The 19,752-nt window shown below is 62.3% G+C and carries 17 protein-coding genes; 12 read left to right on the top strand and 5 right to left on the bottom strand.

Annotation, left to right across the window (positions count from 1 at the left end):
• The first annotated feature begins 104 nt into the window (after window positions 1–104).
• From der to IF690_RS23795, 4 genes are all read left to right on the top strand, one after another.
• The gene (gene der, locus IF690_RS23810) at window positions 105–1,577 is read left to right on the top strand and encodes a ribosome biogenesis GTPase Der (protein WP_007929542.1); all 1,473 of its coding nucleotides are present in this window, start codon (window positions 105–107) and stop codon (window positions 1,575–1,577) included.
• Between the two features lie 191 nt (window positions 1,578–1,768).
• Complete coding sequence (locus tag IF690_RS23805) at window positions 1,769–2,917, top strand: pyridoxal phosphate-dependent aminotransferase (RefSeq protein WP_202697625.1); 1,149 nt, start codon at window positions 1,769–1,771, stop codon at window positions 2,915–2,917.
• Entirely contained in the window at window positions 2,905–3,702 is a 798-nt protein-coding gene (locus tag IF690_RS23800) for an amidohydrolase (RefSeq protein ID WP_202697624.1), read from the top strand. Before IF690_RS23805 ends, IF690_RS23800 begins: the two co-directional genes overlap by 13 nt.
• A 54-nt stretch (window positions 3,703–3,756) precedes the next feature.
• Window positions 3,757–4,170 (top strand): hypothetical protein, encoded by a 414-nt coding sequence (locus IF690_RS23795; protein ID WP_202697623.1) that lies wholly within the window; start codon window positions 3,757–3,759, stop codon window positions 4,168–4,170.
• A 67-nt stretch (window positions 4,171–4,237) separates the two neighbouring features.
• Here IF690_RS23795 and leuA read toward each other — a convergent pair whose 3' ends face one another.
• The 4 genes from leuA to IF690_RS23775 form a co-directional block, all read right to left on the bottom strand.
• On the bottom strand, window positions 4,238–5,917 hold the full coding sequence (leuA, locus tag IF690_RS23790; RefSeq protein ID WP_009050632.1) for a 2-isopropylmalate synthase: 1,680 nt from the start codon (window positions 5,915–5,917) through the stop codon (window positions 4,238–4,240).
• A 336-nt stretch (window positions 5,918–6,253) separates the two neighbouring features.
• Window positions 6,254–7,075, bottom strand: coding sequence for a peptidoglycan DD-metalloendopeptidase family protein (locus tag IF690_RS23785; RefSeq protein ID WP_202697622.1), 822 nt, complete (start codon window positions 7,073–7,075; stop codon window positions 6,254–6,256).
• 3 nt (window positions 7,076–7,078) lie between these two features.
• Window positions 7,079–8,458: an exodeoxyribonuclease VII large subunit gene (gene xseA / locus IF690_RS23780; protein WP_202697621.1), complete on the bottom strand. Its 1,380-nt coding sequence runs from the start codon at window positions 8,456–8,458 to the stop codon at window positions 7,079–7,081.
• 93 nt (window positions 8,459–8,551) lie between these two features.
• A complete protein-coding gene (locus IF690_RS23775) occupies window positions 8,552–9,454 on the bottom strand; it encodes a LysR family transcriptional regulator (protein ID WP_202697620.1) in 903 nt (300 codons plus the stop codon).
• Window positions 9,455–9,556: 102 nt separating this feature from the next.
• On the opposite strand from IF690_RS23775, the gene IF690_RS23770 reads away from it, so the two are divergent.
• The 6 genes from IF690_RS23770 (at window position 9,557) to IF690_RS23745 (ending at window position 15,452) form a co-directional block, all read left to right on the top strand.
• Window positions 9,557–10,324 carry a sulfite exporter TauE/SafE family protein gene (locus tag IF690_RS23770; RefSeq protein WP_202697619.1) on the top strand — a complete coding sequence of 256 codons (768 nt, stop codon included), beginning with the start codon at window positions 9,557–9,559 and terminating at the stop codon, window positions 10,322–10,324.
• A 144-nt stretch (window positions 10,325–10,468) separates the two neighbouring features.
• Complete coding sequence (locus tag IF690_RS23765; protein WP_202697618.1) at window positions 10,469–11,017, top strand: sugar ABC transporter ATPase; 549 nt, start codon at window positions 10,469–10,471, stop codon at window positions 11,015–11,017.
• A gap of 193 nt (window positions 11,018–11,210) precedes the next feature.
• Window positions 11,211–12,680: an IMP dehydrogenase gene (gene guaB / locus IF690_RS23760; protein WP_009050626.1), complete on the top strand. Its 1,470-nt coding sequence runs from the start codon at window positions 11,211–11,213 to the stop codon at window positions 12,678–12,680.
• Window positions 12,681–12,779: 99 nt separating this feature from the next.
• Window positions 12,780–14,357, top strand: a complete 1,578-nt coding sequence (gene guaA, locus IF690_RS23755) for a glutamine-hydrolyzing GMP synthase (protein WP_023967138.1) — start codon at window positions 12,780–12,782, stop codon at window positions 14,355–14,357.
• A gap of 289 nt (window positions 14,358–14,646) precedes the next feature.
• Window positions 14,647–14,928 carry a hypothetical protein gene (locus tag IF690_RS23750; RefSeq protein ID WP_202697617.1) on the top strand — a complete coding sequence of 94 codons (282 nt, stop codon included), beginning with the start codon at window positions 14,647–14,649 and terminating at the stop codon, window positions 14,926–14,928.
• Between the two features lie 2 nt (window positions 14,929–14,930).
• Window positions 14,931–15,452, top strand: a complete 522-nt coding sequence (locus tag IF690_RS23745) for a helix-turn-helix transcriptional regulator (protein ID WP_202697616.1) — start codon at window positions 14,931–14,933, stop codon at window positions 15,450–15,452.
• Between the two features lie 22 nt (window positions 15,453–15,474).
• Here the strand turns inward: IF690_RS23745 and treR are convergent, their stop codons facing one another.
• Window positions 15,475–16,179, bottom strand: a complete 705-nt coding sequence (treR, locus tag IF690_RS23740) for a trehalose operon repressor (protein WP_009050622.1) — start codon at window positions 16,177–16,179, stop codon at window positions 15,475–15,477.
• 337 nt (window positions 16,180–16,516) lie between these two features.
• On the opposite strand from treR, the gene treP reads away from it, so the two are divergent.
• Together treP and treC are read left to right on the top strand one after the other, a co-directional pair.
• Window positions 16,517–17,959 (top strand): PTS system trehalose-specific EIIBC component, encoded by a 1,443-nt coding sequence (treP, locus tag IF690_RS23735; protein ID WP_202697615.1) that lies wholly within the window; start codon window positions 16,517–16,519, stop codon window positions 17,957–17,959.
• 54 nt (window positions 17,960–18,013) lie between these two features.
• Entirely contained in the window at window positions 18,014–19,663 is a 1,650-nt protein-coding gene (gene treC / locus IF690_RS23730) for an alpha,alpha-phosphotrehalase (RefSeq protein WP_202697614.1), read from the top strand.
• Window positions 19,664–19,752 lie beyond the last annotated feature (89 nt).

The raw sequence follows: 19,752 nt of genomic DNA, 5'->3' as shown, positions 1-19,752 counted from the left end.
CCTTGCCCCGGCAAGGTTCGCAGCACGCCATGTGCTGCCCCGAGCACCAGCCGCTGCCTCGCAGCGGCTTTTGTATTTTCTGAATTAACGCAGTGGAGAGCCGCATGGTTCCCGTAATCGCCCTGGTGGGCCGACCGAACGTCGGCAAGTCCACCTTGTTCAACCGCCTGACTCGGACTCGCGACGCCATTGTCGGCGACCTGTCCGGTCTGACCCGTGATCGCCAATACGGTGAGGCCAAGTGGCAAGGGCGTACCTACATTCTGATCGACACCGGCGGTATCTCCGGTGACGAGCATGGCATGGACGAAAAGATGGCCGAGCAGTCGTTGCTGGCCATCGAAGAAGCCGATGTCGTCCTGTTCCTGGTAGACGCCAAGGCCGGTTTCACCGCGGCCGACCAGATGATCGGCGAGCACCTGCGCAAACGTAACAAGACCTCTTACGTGATTGCCAACAAGGTCGACAATATCGACCCTGACATGGCGCGTGCCGAGTTCGCCCCGCTGGGCATGGGCGACGCGATCCCGATCGCCGGTGCTCACGGCCGCGGTATCACGCAGATGCTGGAAATCGCCCTGCGCGAGTTTCCGAAAGACGACGCGGACGAGCCGGAAGAGGGTGAGGAAGAAGTCGTAGCCGAAGGCGAGGAAGCCAAGCGCATTCCAGGCCCGAGCGAAAAAGACGGGATCAAGATCGCCATCATCGGCCGGCCGAACGTGGGCAAGTCCACCCTGGTCAACCGCATGCTCGGCGAGGACCGGGTCATCGTCTACGACCAGCCCGGTACCACCCGCGACAGTATCTACATTCCCTTCGAGCGTAACGAAGAGAAGTACACGCTGATCGACACCGCCGGTGTGCGCAAGCGCGGCAAGATCCACGAGGAAGTCGAAAAGTTCTCGGTGGTCAAAACCCTGCAGGCGATCAAGGACGCCAACGTGGTGATCTTCGTCATGGACGCCCGCGAAGGCGTGGTGGACCACGACCTGAACCTGTTGGGCTTCGCCCTGGAAGCAGGTCGGGCCTTGGTCATCGCCCTGAACAAATGGGATGGCATGGATCCGCGCGAGCGTGACTATGTGAAGACCGAGCTGGAGCGTCGGCTGTTCTTCGTCGACTTCGCCGACATCCACTTCATTTCGGCATTGCACGGTACTGGCGTGGGCAACCTCTATCAGTCGGTGCAGAACTCCTTCAAGTCCGCGGTGACCCGCTGGCCGACCAGCCGCCTGACGCAGATTCTCGAGGACGCCGTGAGCGAGCACGCGCCACCGATGGTCAACAACCGTCGCATCAAGCTGCGTTATGCCCACCTGGGTGGGGCCAACCCGCCGCTGATCGTGATCCACGGTAACCAGGTGGAGAAGGTGCCGAAGTCTTATGTGCGCTACCTGGAAAACACCTACCGGCGTGTTCTGAAGCTGGTTGGCACGCCGATCCGCATCGAATTCAAGGGTGGTGAGAACCCGTACGAAGGCAACAAGAACACGCTGACCGACCGTCAGGTCAACAAGAAGCGTCGCTTGATGACCCACCACAAGAAGGCCGAGAAGAAGCGCAAGGACAAGCGCTGAGACTCGCTGCGGGAACCGGCTTGCCGGCGAAGCCCTGGATCTGGTTCAACGCTTCGCCGGTAAGCTACTTCCTACAGGATTTACCTTGGAAAAAGGGCGCCTTTGGCGCCCTTTTTCATGTCTGTGGTTTGGGCTATTCTCGGGACCTCCCCGTGCCGTCGTAGAGCCGGGTGTTCAGCAGGGAATCACCCATGATCACCAGTAAGCTGCCGAATGTCGGCACCACCATCTTCACGCAAATGTCGCAGCTCGCGGTGGAAACCGGAGCGCTGAACCTGTCCCAGGGGTTTCCCGATTTCGATGGCCCGCAGGCCCTGCGCGATGCCGTCGCCCGGCATATCGCCAGCGGCCACAACCAATACGCACCGATGACCGGCCTGCCGGCCTTGCGCCAGCAAGTGGCGGCCAAGATCGCCCGCAGTTATGGCGTGCAGGTGAATGCCGACACCGAGGTGACCATTACTCCGGGCGCCACCCAGGCGATCTTCTGTGCCATCCAGGCGGTGATCCAGGCCGGTGATGAAGTGATCGTCTTCGATCCTTGCTATGACAGCTATGAGCCTTCGGTGGAGCTGGCCGGTGGGCGTTGTGTGCACGTGCAACTGGGCCTGAACAATTTCGCCATCGATTGGCAGAGGCTTGGCGAGGCGCTGAGCCCGCGTACGCGGATGATCATTCTCAATGCGCCGCACAACCCCAGCGGGGCGCTGATCAGTCGGGCGGAGCTGGACCAGTTGGCGGCGCTGATTCGCGACCGGGATATCTACCTGGTCAGCGACGAAGTGTACGAGCACCTGGTGTTCGACGGCATCCCCCACGTCAGCGTGCTGGCCCATGAGGAGCTGTACCGGCGGGCATTCGTGGTCAGTTCCTTCGGCAAGACCTATCACGTGACCGGCTGGAAAACCGGCTACGTGGTTGCTCCTCCGGCCTTGAGCGCCGAGCTGCGCAAGGTGCATCAATATGTCAGCTTCTGCGGCGTGACCCCTTTGCAGTACGCTCTGGCGGACTACATGGCCGAACACCCGGAACATGTCGAAGAGCTTCCCGATTTTTATCAGGCCAAGCGCGACCTGTTCTGCGACCTGCTGGGGGCTTCGCGGTTCAGCTTTACCCGGGTGGCCGGTACTTACTTCCAACTGGTGGATTACTCGCAGATCCGCCCGGACCTGAATGACGTCGAGATGGCGATCTGGATGACCCGCGAGCACGGCGTCGCGACCATTCCGGTGTCGGTGTTCTACCGCGAGCCACCGCAAGGGCAGCGTCTGGTGAGGCTATGCTTTGCCAAACGTGAGGAGACGCTGCGTCAGGCAGCGGAGAAACTATGCGTGATCTGAGTGCTTTGCCCAATCTGAATGTGGCGCTGATCCAGACCTCCCTGGTCTGGCACGACCGCCAGGCCAATCTCGAGCATTTCGAACTGTTGCTCGAACAGGCCCGGGGCGCCGACCTGATTATCCTGCCGGAAATGTTCACCACCGGATTTTCCATGGAGTCCGAAACCCTCGCCGAGGCGGAAAACGGTCCGACCAGCAAGTGGCTGCGCAGCCAGGCCGCCAGGCTCGATGCGGTGGTCACCGGCAGTGTGATTATCCAGGCCGCCGACGGTAGCCACCGCAACCGCCTGCTGTGGGCTCGTCCCGACGGCGAGGTCTGGCATTACGACAAACGTCATTTGTTCCGCATGGCGGGCGAGCACGATCATTACTCGCCGGGCGAGCGCCAGGTGCAGTTCGAACTCAAGGGGTGGCGGGTCAGGCCGCTGATCTGTTACGACCTGCGTTTTCCGGTATGGAGCCGCGATGCGCGGGATACCGACTTGCTGCTGTACACGGCCAACTGGCCGGGGGCGCGGCGTCAGCACTGGAATCGCCTGTTGCCGGCCAGGGCCATCGAAAACCTGTGTTATGTGGCGGCGGTCAATCGGGTCGGCACCGACGGCAAGGGGTTTGCCTACACCGGGGATAGCCAGGTACTGGATTTCCAGGGCGAGACCCTGCTCAGCGCCGGTGAGGCCGACGGGGTATTCCAGATCTGCCTGAATGCCGCGGACCTGGCTGCCTATCGCGCGCGCTTTCCCGCCTACCTCGATGCCGACACCTTCGAGTTCACCCAGGCTTAAAGATCTGTCGGGATGGGCCGTTAAGGGGTAAGAGGATTTTCAGGGAGGTTCATCATGACCACTATCGGTGCTGCGAGCATCAATCCATTCCCCCTGGGGGCCGCGCCGCAAAAGCTCAACATCGCCGAGCAGCAGGCCAGCCCGCTCGAGGTGCAGGACAAGCGCGTTGCCGAAGACAGCGAGTCGGTGAGTGTCGACATGCAGGAATACGGCGCCCAGGCCGATCTCGGCTCGTCCACCGCTGATATCGTCGCGCAGTTGCAGAAGCAGATCGACCAGACCGAAAAGACCCTGGCCGAGCAGCAGTCGCAATTGTCCAGCGTGCAGAAGGGCCAGGCGAGCGAGGAGCAGAAGGCGCAACAGGCCCTGGAGGTGCAGGCGCAGATCGCGATCACCGCCAACAACCTGCAGGTGTTGCAGGCGGCCTTGCTCCAGGCGCTGACGGCGCGGATCAATACCACTGCCTGAGTGGGGCAATGAATACACAATAAAAAAGCCCCGGATCATCCGGGGCTTTTTTGTCGCCGTAAAACCGTCAGGCGGCTTTGGCGTCCAGCTGGCTCAGGGAGCGGTTCAGCGCGCTGAACAGGGCCTTGAAGCTGGCGGTGGTGATGTTTTCATCGATACCCACACCGTGCACCGCGCGCTCGCCGTTCACGCGCAGTTCGATATAGGCAGCGGCCTTGGCGTTGGTACCCGCGCCGATGGCGTGCTCGTTGTAGTCCATGATTTCCACCGGAACCGGCAAGCCGGCCACCAGGGCTTCCAGGGCGCCGTTGCCCTTGCCGCGCCAGTGCAGGTTGGTCTCGCCCTGGCCCTTGCTGGACACTTCCACTTCCACGGCGCTGTGGCCGTTTTCTTCCTGCAGGCGATGGCTGACCAGCGCGTACGGGGTGTTGGCCTGCAAGTATTCGCTGTGGAGCAGCGCGTGGATCTGCTGGGCGGTCATCTCCAGGCCCAGGCGATCGGTTTCACGCTGTACCACCTGGCTGAACTCGATCTGCATGCGGCGCGGCAAGCTGATGCCGTATTCCTGCTCCAGCAGGTAGGCGATACCGCCTTTGCCCGACTGGCTGTTGACGCGGATCACCGCCTCGTAGCTGCGGCCGATGTCGGCCGGGTCGATCGGCAAGTACGGTACTTCCCACAGCGCATCGGATTTCTGCTGGGCGAAGCCCTTGCGGATAGCATCCTGGTGCGAACCGGAGAAGGCGGTGTGAACCAGGTCGCCGACATACGGATGACGCGGGTGCACCGGGATCTGGTTGCACTCTTCGACCACTTTGCGCACGCCGTCGATATCGGAGAAGTCCAGTTCCGGATCGATGCCCTGGGTGTAGAGGTTCAGGGCCACGGTGACCAGGTCGACGTTGCCGGTACGTTCGCCGTTGCCGAACAGGCAGCCTTCGACGCGGTCGGCGCCGGCCATCAGGCCCAGCTCGGTGGCGGCTACGCCAGTACCACGGTCGTTATGGGTGTGCAGGCTGATGATCACACTGTCACGACGGTTGATATGGCGGCCGAACCATTCGATCTGGTCGGCATAGATGTTCGGCGTGGCGACTTCGACGGTGGCCGGCAGGTTGAGGATCACCTTGTTGGCTGGCGTCGGGTTCCAGACCTCGATCACCGCGTCGCAGACTTCCTTGGCGAACTCCAGCTCAGTGGCGCTGAAGGTCTCTGGCGAGTATTCGAACTGCCATTGGGTTTCCGGCTGCTGGGCGGCGTATTTGACGAACAGCTTGGCGGCGTTCACCGCGATCTCTTTCACGCCTTCCTTGTCCTGGTTGAAGACAATGCGGCGGAACGACGGGCTGGTGGCGTTGTACAGGTGGACGATGGCTTTCTTCGCCCCGCGCAACGATTCGAAGGTCCGGGCGATCAGGTCTTCACGGGCCTGGGTCAGCACCTGGATGGTGGTGTCGTCCGGGATATGGCCGCCTTCGATCAGGGTGCGCACGAAGTCGAAGTCGGTCTGCGAAGCGGCCGGGAAGGAGGCCTCGATTTCTTTCACACCGACGGCGACCAGGGTTTTCCAGAAACGCAGCTTCTTCACCGCATCCATCGGCTCGATCAACGACTGGTTGCCATCACGCAGGTCGGAGCTGCACCAGATCGGCGCGCGGGTGATGGTCTTCGACGGCCAGGTACGGTCCGGCAGGTTGATGGTCGGGAACGCGCGGTACTTCGAGGAAGGGTCTTTGAGCATGCTCATGGGGAAATCCTTATTGTCCGGGCCGAAAAGAGGCGGCCTGCCGGTGAATCAATGGGTGTGTTGTTTGAAGCAGGGGACGAGGTACCGCGACTCAACCTGGCAGTCGTGCGCTGACGAGGCAGAGGCTTCGGTGTTGGCGGCGCTGAATGAGGGTGTGAGAGGTTTTCATGCCCTCAACCCTAACCACTGGGGTGAAAGATGGCAAGCAGTCGAAAAAAATTGAGATAAATCTCTTAAAACGGAATTTTTGCGAGATTTTATTCTGCGAGGTTGGCGGCTTTCTCGATCTTATTGCGCAGACTTTTGAACCTGCGCAACCCCGGCAGGAGCCCTGACTCAGGGCTGGAAGGCACCGATAAAGATCGCCGGATCGACACGGGCATCGTTCAGGCTGACGTTCCAGTGCATGTGCGGCCCGGTGGCGCGTCCGGTGGAGCCGACTTTCCCGACCACACCGCCGCGGGCCAGTTGCTGGCCGACCTTCACGTCGATCTTCGACATATGGCAGAACATGCTGATAAAGCCCTGGCCATGGTCGACGAATACGGTGTTGCCGTTGAAAAAGTAATTGCCGATCAGGATCACCTTGCCGGCCGCGGGCGTCTTGATCGGCGTGCCGGCGGGCACCGCGAAGTCCAGCCCGGCGTGTGGGTTGCGTTCCTCGCCATTGAAGAAGCGACGCACGCCGAACTTGCTCGACAGCGGGCCGTTCACCGGTTTGTCCAGCAACAGGTTGCTCGGGGTGCTGGGGCTGAAGCTGCGGTAGGCGCGGACCTGCTCGGCCAACTCGGCGTCGATGCGCTTGAGGTCGGCCGGATCGGGGTTGACCTGGCGTTTGTTCTTTAGCGTGATGTGCTGTTCCGGGTATTTCTTGCTGCCCACGCTGAAGTTCAGGCTGCGACCGCCGGCACTGATCTGCTGGGGGCCAGGCTTGACGGTCAGGGGAATGCCGACAATCGCCAGCCAGTTGTTCTGTTCCTTGACCACCAGCAGCGGTTTTCCCTGGTAGCTGGCCTTGGGCGCCTGGGCGGCGCTGCCCAGGTCGATCACTGCCACGCCGCCGGGCACCGGTTTGTTCAGCAGGCGCGTGATGTAGCTATCGGCGTGGGCGTCGAGGGTCAGGCACAGCAACAGCAGGGAGCTCAGAAAGCGCGGCATGGATCAATCCAGTAAAGAAAGGGTGACAGGCGTCAGGTGATTGTCTTCGACCCGGACCTGCAGTTCGCCTTCGCCAAGGCGGGCCTTGAGGCGCTGGCCCGGCTGGGTCTGTGCGGCGCTGCGAATGGCCTGGCCGCGTTCGTCCAGCAGGATGCTGTAGCCACGGCCCAGGGTGGCCAGCGGGCTGACCACATGCAGGGTCTGCATCTGGCTTTGCAGTTGCAGGCGGCGGGATTTCAGGCCTTCGCGCATGGCCCGTGGCAGGCGTTCGGCCAGGCTGTCGAGGCGTTGCCGCAACAGCGCCAGTTGACGTCCGGGGTGCTGGCCGGCGAGCCGGGTTTCCAGGCGGATCAGGCGTTCGCGGCGGGTATTGAGGCTGCGCTCGAACGCCCGGCGCATGCGCATGTCCAGGTCGTCCAGACGCTGCGCTTGCTGGCGCAGGCGTTCGCCGGGGTGGCGCAAGCGCCGGGCCATGCCTTCCAGGCGCAGGCGCTCGCGCAGCAGCCGATCGCGCATGCGCATCACCAGGCGTCGATGCAGGCTTTCGACCCGGTGTTGCAGGTCGCTGGAGTCCGGCGCGAGCAATTCGGCCGCCGCCGAGGGCGTCGGTGCACGCACGTCGGCGACGAAGTCGCTGATCGATACGTCGGTTTCATGACCCACGGCGCTGACGATTGGTGTGACACAGGCATCCACCGCCCGGGCCACGGCTTCTTCGTTGAAGCACCAGAGGTCTTCCAGGGAACCGCCGCCACGGGCCAGGATCAGCGCGTCGAAACCCCGGGCATCGGCCATTTTCAGGGCACGCACGATCTGCGCAGTCGCCTCGCGGCCTTGCACGGCGGTCGGGATCAGGGTCAGGGCCACCTGCGGCGCGCGGCGCCGGAACACACTGATGATGTCGCGAATCACCGCCCCGGTCGGCGAACTGATAATGCCGATGCGCTGGGGATGGGCGGGCAGCGGCACCTTGCGTTCGGTGCTGAACAGGCCTTCGGCGCTGAGCTTTTCCTTCAGGGCATCGAAGGCCAGGCGCAGGGCGCCGTCGCCGGCCGGTTCGACCGTATCGAGGATCAGCTGATAGTCGCCGCGGCCTTCGAACAGCGAGACCTTGCCGCGCACCTTGACCGCCAGGCCGTCCTTCAGCGCCTGGCGTACCCGCGCGGCATTTTGCCGGAACAGCGCGCAGCGCACCTGGGCACCGCTGTCCTTGAGGGTGAAATACACATGGCCGGACGCCGGGCGGGCGAGGTTGGAGATTTCGCCTTCGACCCAGATGTTGCTGAACACGTCTTCCAGCAACACCCGCGCACGGCCGTTGAGCTGGCTGACGGTCAGGACTTCGCGGTCCAGGCCGAGTCTTGCAAAGGGATCTTTAATCATGGGGCGCAGTTTAAAGGCATTCGGCAAACAATCTCCATGGATCGAAACAAAAGGAGACGATGCCTTTGTTGGCCTTGAATACTCCTCCGGCGGTCAGGGCATGAGGGCGGCGTGGAAGTGTTCGATGAACTGCTTGACCAGCGGTGTCGGGTCCTGCCGACAGGCGAGGGCGACCGTGCTCTGGCAGGCCGGGTCTGCCAAGGGCAGGAAGTGCAGGTTGGCGGGGGCGATGTCTTGCATCGATTCGGGCAGCAGGGCGATGCCGAATCCGGCCTGGATCAACTGCAACTGCGTGGTCTTGCGCGACAGCACCCGCGCCGCCTTGGGGAAAAAGCCCTGGCGCATGCACAGCTCGGCCGACAGGTAACTCAGGCCGCCACGCTGTGGATGGGGAATGGAGATAAAGGCTTCGTCGCGCAGTTGCGCCAGGTCCACGCCCTGCTCAGGAGGCGCTGATGCCAGAGAGTGACCTGGCGGCACGGCCAGCAGCAGGCGCTCGCTGAACAGCGGCGTGATCTGCACACCCTCGCGCTGGCGCAGTACCGGCAGCCGTAGCAGGCCGATATCCAGCCGGCCTTCGGCGACTTCCTCCAACTGTGCTTCGGAAGACAGGGTGGCGATGTCCATCGAGGCGCCCGGGCACTGCTCCAGGTAACCGCTGATGGCCCGCAGCAAGCGGCCGCTCATGGACACCGTGCTGGAGTGGCTCAGGCGCAATGTCCCCAGTTGCCCACGGCCGACCTGGGCCGCCAGTTCGCTGGCCTTGTTCAGCTCGTCGAGCAGGTTGCGGGCGCGCGGGTAGAAGGCCGCGCCCGCCGCTGTCAGCCTGGGCAGGCGCGCGGTGCGCTCGAACAGCGGGGTCTTGAGATGGGTTTCCAGTTCCTTGATCTGTCGGCTGAGGGCGGACTGGGCAACGAACAGGCGTTCGGCGGCCGCGCTGAAACTGCCGCTGTCGACAATCTCCACGAAGTAGCGCAGTTGGCGGGTTGAAATCACTCGTCATGCCTTTTTGAGATGGGTTAATGGCTTTGATGATATTAGTCGCAAGGCTTGTGGCTGGCTAAAGTCATTCCTTGATTAAAGGAGGATGGCGAATCGATGAGCATGGTCGAGTTGTTGGGGCAGTGGTCGTGGGGGACGAGTGGCTGGCTGGCGATCGGCCTGGGGATCGCCCTGGCTTATATAGTGTTTGGTATTGCCGGGTTCGGCACGGCGCTAGTGGCCGGGCCGGTGCTGATCCTGTTCATGCCACTGTCGAAGATAATCCCGCTGCTGGTGCTGCTGGATTTTGTCGCGGCCTTCGGCAATCTCTTGCCGTCGCGACGGGATGTCGATCGCTCCGAGCTGGTACGCCTGCTGCCGTGCATGGCGCTGGGCTGCACCCTGGGGGCGATCTTCCTGCTCAACCTCAAGTCCGACCTGTTGCTGCTATTAATGGGGCTGTTTATCAGCGCTTATGCGGTGTACAGCCTGTGGGTCAAGGCAAGGCCCAAGGCGCTGGCGGCGGGCTGGGCGATTCCCATGGGGACCGTGGGAGGGACGTTCGGGGCGCTGTTTGGCAGTGGCGGCTTTTTATATGCGATCTATCTGAACAGCCGCCTGCCCAAGGATGCGGCGCGGGCCACCCAGAGTGCGTTGATCAGTTGCAGCACGGTGGTGCGCCTGAGCCTGTTCGCCATTGCCGGGGTTTATGCGCAGCTGCCTTTATTGTTGTTGGCGTTGTGCTTGTTGCCGGCGATGGTGCTGGGCTTGTGGATGGGGCGGCGGCTGACCATGAAGTTGTCCCGCGAGGCGTTCGTCCGGCTGGTGACCTGGTTGGTGCTGGCCAGCGGCATTGCCCTGATCGGTCGTTACCTGAGCACTTGACCTGTGGGGTTCAGGGATTAAGCTGCGGGCCCGCGGATTTGCCTGGCACGCCGACTTCTATACTTATTGGTCAGGTATCGGCTTGCAGGCGTACTGTCCGAGCAGGCGACGCAGACTTCCCTTCACACGCTCCAGGCCCCACCCATGAACTCGCAAAGCATCATCGTCCCGAAAATCTCCACCTTGCCGGTTCACGAACCCCGCGCCCGGGCGATCGTGCGCTGGCTGGTGCGCAAGAACATCGTCGAGGAAGCCTTGAGCACCTGTGGCCGTACCGGCAATCGCATGGCGCACGCCATTGCTCCTGGCGCGCGCGAAGTGGTGCTGCACCCGGAGGCCTTGCCCTTTGGCGAACCGGTCAACGGTCTGGAGATCATTACCAAGCGCTGCATCTATACCCCGGCCAAGGGGTTTCTCGAGGAAGCAGGTTGCGCCGAGTGCCGCCAGGAAGTGGGGGAGGCGTTGTTCGAGAGCCTGGAAGACTGGATGCCCGGGCGCACCGATAACTTCACCTGCCCCGAGTGTGGGCATGAAGATGACATCAACGGTTTTCTGTTCTTGCAGGAGTGCGGGTTTTCCAACCTCGGTTTCATCTTCAACAACTGGGTCGAGGCCGGGTTCAAGCAGAGCTTTCTCGACGAGTTCGCCGAATGGCTGGATCAGCCGGTGAGTTGGGTGAAGGTCGAGTTGTAAGGATATTTCGGCAGCCGGGTCCAGGGGGGATCATCGCCGGCAGGTGCAATGCTTGCCCCGCGAAACAGGCGCTGCGTTCCGGCAAATTTCCCATCCATCACCCCGTTGATAATAGACAGACTTTTACATTGAGCCCGGGTAGGTGTCTGAGTATAATGGCGCGCTTCCATTTTCCCGCTCGGGAGCCCCCGCGATGCTGCGTATCAGCCAAGAAGCTCTGACCTTCGACGACATTCTCCTAGTGCCCGGTTATTCCGAGGTTCTTCCTAACGAAGTCAGTCTCAAGACCCGTCTCACCCGTGGCATCGAGCTGAATATTCCACTGGTTTCCGCCGCAATGGACACCGTCACTGAAGCCCGTCTGGCAATCGCCATGGCTCAGGAAGGTGGCATCGGCATCATCCACAAGAACATGACCATCGAGCAGCAAGCTGCCGAAGTCCGCAAGGTCAAGAAGTTCGAAGCCGGCGTCGTCAAAGACCCGATCACCATCGAGGCTGACGCCACGGTGCGCGACCTGTTCGAACTGACCCGCATGCACAACATTTCCGGCGTTCCGGTACTGCACGATGGCGACCTGGTCGGTATCGTCACTTCCCGTGACGTGCGTTTCGAAAACCGTCTGGACGCCAGTGTCCGGGAAGTGATGACGCCTAAAGAGCGTCTGGTCACGGTCAAGGAAGGCGCCGACAAGAACGATGTGCGCGAGCTGCTGCACAAGCACCGCATCGAGCGCGTGCTGATCGTCGACGACAAGTTCGCCCTCAAGGGCATGATGACCGTCAACGACATCGAAAAAGCCAAGGCTTATCCGCTGGCCAGCAAGGACGATCAAGGTCGCCTGCGCGTAGGTGCTGCGGTCGGTACCGGTAAAGACACCGGCGACCGCGTGGCCGCCCTGGTCAACGCCGGTGTGGACGTGGTGGTGGTCGACACCGCCCACGGTCATTCCAAGGGCGTGATCGACCGCGTTCGCTGGGTCAAGGAAAACTACCCGCAAGTGCAGGTGATCGGCGGCAACATCGCCACCGGTGCCGCTGCCAAAGCCCTGGCCGCAGCCGGCGCCGACGCAGTCAAGGTCGGTATCGGCCCTGGCTCGATCTGCACCACCCGTATCGTCGCCGGTGTCGGCGTACCGCAAATCAGCGCCATCGCCAATGTCGCCGCAGCCCTTGAAGGCACCGGTGTTCCATTGATCGCCGACGGCGGCATCCGCTTCTCCGGTGACCTGTCCAAGGCCATCGTCGCCGGTGCTTCCGCGGTGATGATGGGCTCGATGTTCGCCGGTACCGAAGAAGCGCCAGGCGAAATCGAACTGTTCCAGGGGCGTTCCTACAAGGCTTACCGCGGCATGGGTTCGCTGGGCGCCATGTCCCAGGCCCAGGGTTCTTCCGACCGTTACTTCCAGGACTCCTCCGCGGGTGCCGAGAAGCTGGTTCCGGAAGGCATCGAAGGCCGTGTTCCGTACAAGGGCACCTTGACCGCCATCATCCATCAGCTGATGGGTGGCCTGCGTTCTTCCATGGGCTACACCGGTAGCGCCAACATCGAAGAGATGCGCACCAAGCCGGAGTTCGTACGCATCACTGGCGCCGGTATGGCTGAGTCCCATGTCCATGACGTGCAGATCACCAAAGAAGCACCGAACTACCGCGTAGGTTGATGCTTCAAGCAAAACGTTAAATGACCGGGGCTGTTTTATTCAGCCCCGAGTCGTTTCTGAATCACGACTGTTTTCGAATTACCTAGACGAGACTGAATCATGGCCCTCGACATTCATGCCCACCGCATCCTGATCCTCGATTTCGGTTCTCAGTACACCCAATTGATCGCCCGTCGCGTGCGTGAAATCGGCGTGTACTGCGAACTGCATCCGTTCGACATGGATGACGAAGCGATTCGCCAATTCGCTCCAAAAGGCGTCATTCTCGCTGGCGGCCCCGAGTCCGTGCACGAAGCCGACAGCCCGCGCTGCCCGCAAGCGGTGTTCGACCTGGGCGTGCCGGTCTTCGGTATCTGCTACGGCATGCAGACCATGGCCGAGCAAATGGGCGGCAAGGTCGAGGGTTCCGAGCTGCGTGAATTCGGTTATGCCCGCGTCGATGTGGTCGGCAAGAGCCGCCTGCTGGACGGCATCGAAGACCACGTCGATGCCGATGGCCTGTTCGGCCTCGACGTGTGGATGAGCCACGGTGACAAGGTCACCAGGATGCCGGAAGACTTCCACATCCTGGCCAGCACCCCGAGCTGCCCGATCGCCGGCATGTTCAACGACGATCTGCGTTACTACGGCGTGCAGTTCCACCCGGAAGTGACCCACACCAAGCAGGGCGGTCGCATCCTGTCGCGCTTCATCCTCGACATCTGCGGCTGCGAAGCCCTGTGGACACCGTCGAAGATTGCTGAAGACGCTATCGCCCAGGTGCGTGCCCAAGTGGGCACCGACAATGTCCTGCTGGGCCTGTCCGGCGGCGTCGATTCCTCGGTGGTCGCGGCCCTGTTGCACAAGGCCATCGGCGACCAGCTGACCTGCGTCTTCGTCGACAACGGCCTGCTGCGCCTGCACGAAGGCGAGCAAGTGATGGCCATGTTCGCCGAGAACATGGGCGTCAAGGTAATCCGCGCCAACGCCGAGGAGCAGTTCCTCAACAACCTGGCCGGCGAAGCCGACCCGGAGAAGAAGCGCAAGATCATCGGCCGTACCTTCATCGATGTGTTCGATGCCGAATCCTGCAAGCTGGAAAACATCAAGTTCCTGGCCCAGGGCACCATCTACCCGGACGTGATCGAGTCGGCTGGCGCCAAGAGCGGCAAGGCCCACGTGATCAAGTCGCACCACAACGTGGGTGGCCTGCCGGAAGAAATGAACCTCAAGCTGGTCGAGCCCCTGCGCGAGCTGTTCAAGGACGAAGTCCGTCGTCTGGGCCTGGAGCTGGGCCTGCCGTACGACATGGTCTACCGTCACCCGTTCCCGGGTCCGGGCCTGGGCGTGCGCATCCTCGGCGAAGTGAAGAAGGAATACGCCGACCTGCTGCGTCGCGCCGACCACATCTTCATCGAAGAGCTGCGCAAGGCCGACTGGTACCACAAGGTCAGCCAGGCGTTCGTGGTGTTCCAGCCGGTGAAATCGGTGGGCGTGGTCGGTGACGGCCGTCGCTACGCCTGGGTCGTGGCCCTGCGTGCCGTGGAAACCATCGACTTCATGACCGCGCGTTGGGCGCACCTGCCCTACGAGCTGCTGGAAACCGTCAGCGGCCGGATCATCAACGAAATCGAAGGCATCTCCCGCGTCACCTACGACGTGTCGAGCAAGCCGCCAGCCACCATCGAGTGGGAATGATCCCGGCCGAGTGATCGGCTGCTGATCGTTCAGGCAATGGCAATGGCGATCGAGACCTTCGGGTGTCGATCGCCATTTGTGTTTCAGGGTCTTTAAAAAGCCCGGTTTCCAGCCCTCCCGCAATACCAGGAAAGACATGGGCCCATCGTCGCCCGCCTGGCCTGTGTACCCTCGACAGACATTCATCGAACTCCCCCGGCGGCCTTTGGCGATGCCGGCGCAGGCGTTGAAAGAATTCATGGTTGTCAGTTGACAACCTTTTCATTGTTGACGAGACTGGAGGCCATGGATGGCTCGCACACCTCATCCCAAGAAAGGCATTGAAATGGCGCTGCGTTACGCCGAATGGCAGGGCTGGCGCGTCGAAGTCGGCGGCGGTCATGCCTGGGGCAGGATCTACTGCCCTTACAACAGCGAGGTGTGTCGTTGCGGCGAGTTCTGCATCACCAGTGTGTGGAGCACGCCGAAAAATCCCCTCCAGCATGCCCGGGCGCTGTGCCGGGTAATCGACAACTGCACGCTGAATCAGCTGCGCGGCGGGAAAGTCCCGCAACCTCGTCGGGAGTCATGACCATGGAATACCTGTTTACCCTCAACTACCTGCTGCCCGCCCACGACTGCGATCCGGACGTGCTGGTGGAGCGCCTCGGCGCGGGGGGCTGCACCGACGCGCTGGTCGGTACCGGGCTGGCGGGGCGCCTGGCGCTGGAGTTCAGCCGCGAGGCCGAAAGCGGTGAAGCGGCGCTGCTCAGTGCCCTGGGCGATATCAAGCGGATCATTCCGGATGCGCGGCTGGTAGAGGCCAGCCCGGATTTCGTCGGCCTGAGCGAGATTGCCGACATCGTCGGGGTTTCCCGGCAGAACATGCGCAAGCTGATGCTCAACCATGCCGGCAGTTTCCCCCTGGCGATCCACGAGGGCAGTGCCTCGCTCTGGCATCTGGCGGAAGTGTTGAGCTGGCTGGAGGCCAGGGGCGGTTACCAGTTGCAGCACCCGGTGATAGAGGTGGCGCGGGCCGCGCAATCCGTGAACGTTGCCAAGGAGGCCCGGCGGGTCGGCATTCCGAGTGCCGAACTGGTGGCGCTGCTGGGCTGAGCAGGCCGGCCCGCCGCGGCGGTCAGCGCCGGGCGACGTCCGAGAAGTAGAACTTGTCCAGGGTGTGGCGTGATTCGGTGTACTCGAACTGTCGGCCGTCCTGCAGGAAGGTCTGGTTGCTGACCACTATCACGTGGCTCTGGCCCTCCAGGTCCAGGTGCTGCTGGTCATCCCGGGTGCGTGGAATCGCTTCGATGGTCCGCTGGGCGTAGCTGATCTGCAATTGCAGGGTCTGCTCGATGTAGGCGTAGATCGAGTGCTCGGCAATCTGTCGGTCCAGCCCCGGGATCAACTCGGCGACGAAGTGGTTGATGTCGAGAATCACCCGTTTGCCATCGATACGCCTCACCCGCTTGATGCGGGTGATCAGGCTGCCTTCCTCGGCCTGCAGGTGTTCGCGCAGCGCGCCTTCGAGGGGAAACTGGGTGAACTCCACCACCTCGGTGCTGACGTCGTTGCCCAGGCGCGGATAGGTTTCCTGGAAGCTGACAATACCGCCCAGCTGGAACTCGATCGGGTGCGGCGACAGCACAAAAGTGCCCTTGCCGTGGATCTTCTGGGCGAAGCCGCGCTCCTGCAACTGCTCGATGGCCTTGCGCACGGTGCCGCGGCTGGCCTGGTAGCTGTCCATCAACTCGGTTTCGGAAGGCAGGCGGGCGCCGCGTTCCAGGCGCTCGGTGGTGATGCTGGCAAGCAGATCGCTGTAGATCTGGTTGTATTTACTCATGGGATGGCTCTGTGCCGTCTGCGCTCAAGGCGGGAACCTTAAGGGCCGTGAGCGGATTTGTCTATTTGAGACGCTGGGGTCGAACGCCTGATTGCGGGTGTCAAACTGGCGATGAAATACCTTACAGCAGTTTAAGAATTTTCTGTCGCGCATGGCGTGCTCTGCTGGAGAACACGGGGCTAGAGCTGTTTTCGTGCAGCAGAAACTCCACGCAACCTGGGTTTCGAAGCGGTATTCGTAAACTCGTCTGTACGAGTTGTTGCTTTAACTCGTACAGACGAGTATTTTTCGCTTCGGCGTGCTGCCAATAACAAAAAACCAAAGCGGAAGAACAAGCATGAGCCACGATTACTCCACGATCGCCAGCGAGTTGCTGTACAGCCTCGGTGGCGCCGACAACCTCGAACAGGCCGCGCATTGCGTCACCCGCCTGCGCCTGGCGCTCAAGGACCCGGGCCTGGTGGACAGCGCGACGCTGAACCAGATCGATCTGGTCAAGGGCTCGTTTTTCACCGGTGGCCTGTTCCAGGTGGTCATCGGCCCCGGCGAAGTCGAAAAGGTCTATGCCGCGTTGCGCCAGCTCACCGGGCTGGCCGCGTCCACCATCGCCGACGTCAAGCAGAAGGGCGCCGACAAGACCCACGCCATGCAGCGCCTGGTGCGGGTGTTTTCCGATGTCTTCATGCCGATCCTGCCGGCGCTGATCATTGCCGGCCTGCTGATGGGGGTGAACAACCTGATCGGCGCCAAGGGCATGTTCATCGAAGGCCGCACCCTGCTCGAGGCCTACCCGACCCTGGATGGCGTGTGGAGCCTGATCAACCTGATGGCCAACACCTCCTTCGTATTCCTGCCGGCCCTGGTGGGCTGGTCGGCGGCCAAGCGCTTTGGCGGCAGCGAGATCCTCGGCATCGTCCTGGGCCTGATGCTGGTGCACCCCGACCTGCTCAATGCCTGGAACTACGGCAAGGCCGTGGCCGGGCTGGAGGGCCAGAGCCTGCCGTACTTCGACATCTTCGGCCTGTTCCAGATCGAGAAGGTCGGCTACCAGGGGCAGATCCTGCCGATCCTGCTGGCGGCCTACGTCATGAGCGTCATCGAAAAATGGCTGCGGGCGCGGGTGCCGAACGCGATCACCCTGCTGGTCGTGCCCATCACCACCATAGTGGTCACCGGCGTGCTGGCACTGGCGGTGATCGGCCCGGTGACCCGGCACCTGGGGATCCTGATCACCGAAGGCGTGGTCACCCTGTTCGAGCTGGCGCCGATGGTCGGCGGGGCTATTTTCGGCCTGCTCTACGCGCCGCTGGTGATCACCGGCATGCACCACATGTTCCTCGCCGTGGACCTGCAACTGATCTCGACCCAGGGCGGCACGTTCATCTGGCCGATGATCGTCATGTCCAACCTGGCCCAGGGCAGCGCGGCGCTGGCGGTGTTCAGCATGAGCCGCAACGCGCGGGATCGCAGCATGGCCTCGACCTCGGCGATCTCCGCTTACTTCGGCATCACCGAGCCGGCCATGTTCGGGGTCAACCTGCGCTACAAGTTCCCGTTCTACGCCGCGCTGATCGGCTCGGCGCTGGGCAGCATTTTCCTCTCGTTGAACAAGGTCCAGGCCTCGGCCATTGGCGTCGGCGGGTTGCCGGGGTTCATCTCGATCATTCCCCAGTACATCCCGATGTTCGTGGTCGGCATGGTCGTTGCCCTGGTGGTGCCGTTCGTACTGACCTGCGGCTTGAGCATGAAGATCATCCGGCCGGGGTATCGCGTCGCCTGACAGATCGCGATAAGGCCCCCAGGGCCAGTACCCAACCCATTGAAGGAGCCCGCCATGCAAGACTGGCAGCGTTCGGTGATCTACCAGATCTACCCGAAGAGTTTCTACAGCCACAGCGGCCAGGCCACCGGCGACCTGCTGGGGGTGGTCGACAAGCTCGACTACCTGCATTGGCTGGGGGTCGATTGCCTGTGGCTCACCCCGTTCCTGCGTTCGCCGCAGCGTGACAACGGCTACGACATCAGCGACTACTACGCCATCGACCCGAGCTACGGGACCATGGCCGATTGCGAGTTGCTGATCGCCGAGGCCGGCAAGCGCGGCATCAAGCTGATGCTGGACATCGTGGTCAACCACACCTCCATCGAACATGAGTGGTTCCAGCAGGCCCGCAGCAGCCTCGACAACCCGTACCGCGACTTCTACATCTGGCGCGACCAGCCGAACAACTGGGAATCCAAGTTCGGCGGTTCCGCCTGGGAATACGAAGCGCAGACCGGCCAGTACTACCTGCACCTGTTCGACCACACCCAGGCCGACCTCAACTGGGACAACCCCCGGGTGCGCGCCGAAGTATTCAAGATGATGCGCTTCTGGCGCGACAAGGGGGTTGGCGGCTTCCGCCTGGACGTGATCAACCTGATCTCCAAGCCGGCCGATTTCCCGGAAGACGCCAGCGATGGCCGGCGCTTCTATACCGACGGCCCGAACGTGCACCCGTACCTGCAGCAGATGCATCGCGAGGTCTTCGAGGGCTTTGACCTGATCAATGTCGGCGAGATGTCCTCCACCAGCCTCGAGCACTGCATTCGTTATTCGCAGCCCGAGTCGAAAGAGCTGTCGATGACCTTCAACTTCCACCACCTGAAGGTCGATTACCCGAACCTGCAGAAGTGGATCCGCGCCGATTTCGACTTCCTCCAGCTCAAGCGCATCCTCTCCGACTGGCAGAGCGGCATGCAGGCCGGTGGCGGCTGGAATGCGCTGTTCTGGTGTAACCACGACCAGCCGCGGGTGGTGTCGCGCTTTGGCGATGACGGCGAGTACCGCGTGGTTTCGGCGAAGATGCTCGCCACCGCGCTGCACTTCCTCCAGGGCACGCCGTTCGTATACCAGGGCGAGGAGCTGGGCATGACCAACCCGGGTTTTACCCACATCGACCAATACCGCGATGTCGAGACCCTGAACATCTATCGCCTCAGGCACGAAGCCGGTGACAGCGAGGCGGACAACATGGCGGCGATCATGCAGAAGTCCCGGGACAACGGGCGCACGCCGATGCAATGGAGTGCCGGGGCCCATGCCGGTTTCAGCAGCGTCGAACCCTGGATCGGTGTGCCGGCGAGTGCCGCGCAAATCAACGTCGAGCAGCAGCTCGAAGACCCGGATTCGGTGTTGCACCACTACCGCCAGCTGATTGCCCTGCGCCGTCGCGAGCCGCTGATCCAGGACGGCGAATATCGCCAGTTGCTGGCCGAGCACCCGCAGGTCTGGGCCTATCTGCGCGAGGGCCAGGGCGAGCGCCTGCTGGTGGTGAACAATTTCTACGGCAGCGCCTGTGAAGTGCAGTTGCCGGAGGAAGTGATGACCGAGCGCATGGAGCAGCGCCTGGTCATCAGTAACTACGCGGACCATGAAACCCGCAGTCGCCAGCTGTTCCTGCGGCCTTACGAGTCCTTTGTCCTGCACCTGATCGACCGCTGACAACCTTCCCCGCATGAGCGCGGCGTGCCCGGCACACCGCGAGCGTTCGCTCGCCGGTAGGGCGGCGCCTGCGGGGCACACACACAAAA

This window comes from Pseudomonas sp. SK3(2021) (genome assembly GCF_016772375.1).
GTDB classification, from domain to species: Bacteria; Pseudomonadota; Gammaproteobacteria; order Pseudomonadales; family Pseudomonadaceae; genus Aquipseudomonas; species Aquipseudomonas chlororaphis_I.
The sequence above is the reverse complement of the archived record's forward strand: the minus strand, read 5'-3'. Positions and strand labels throughout refer to the sequence as shown.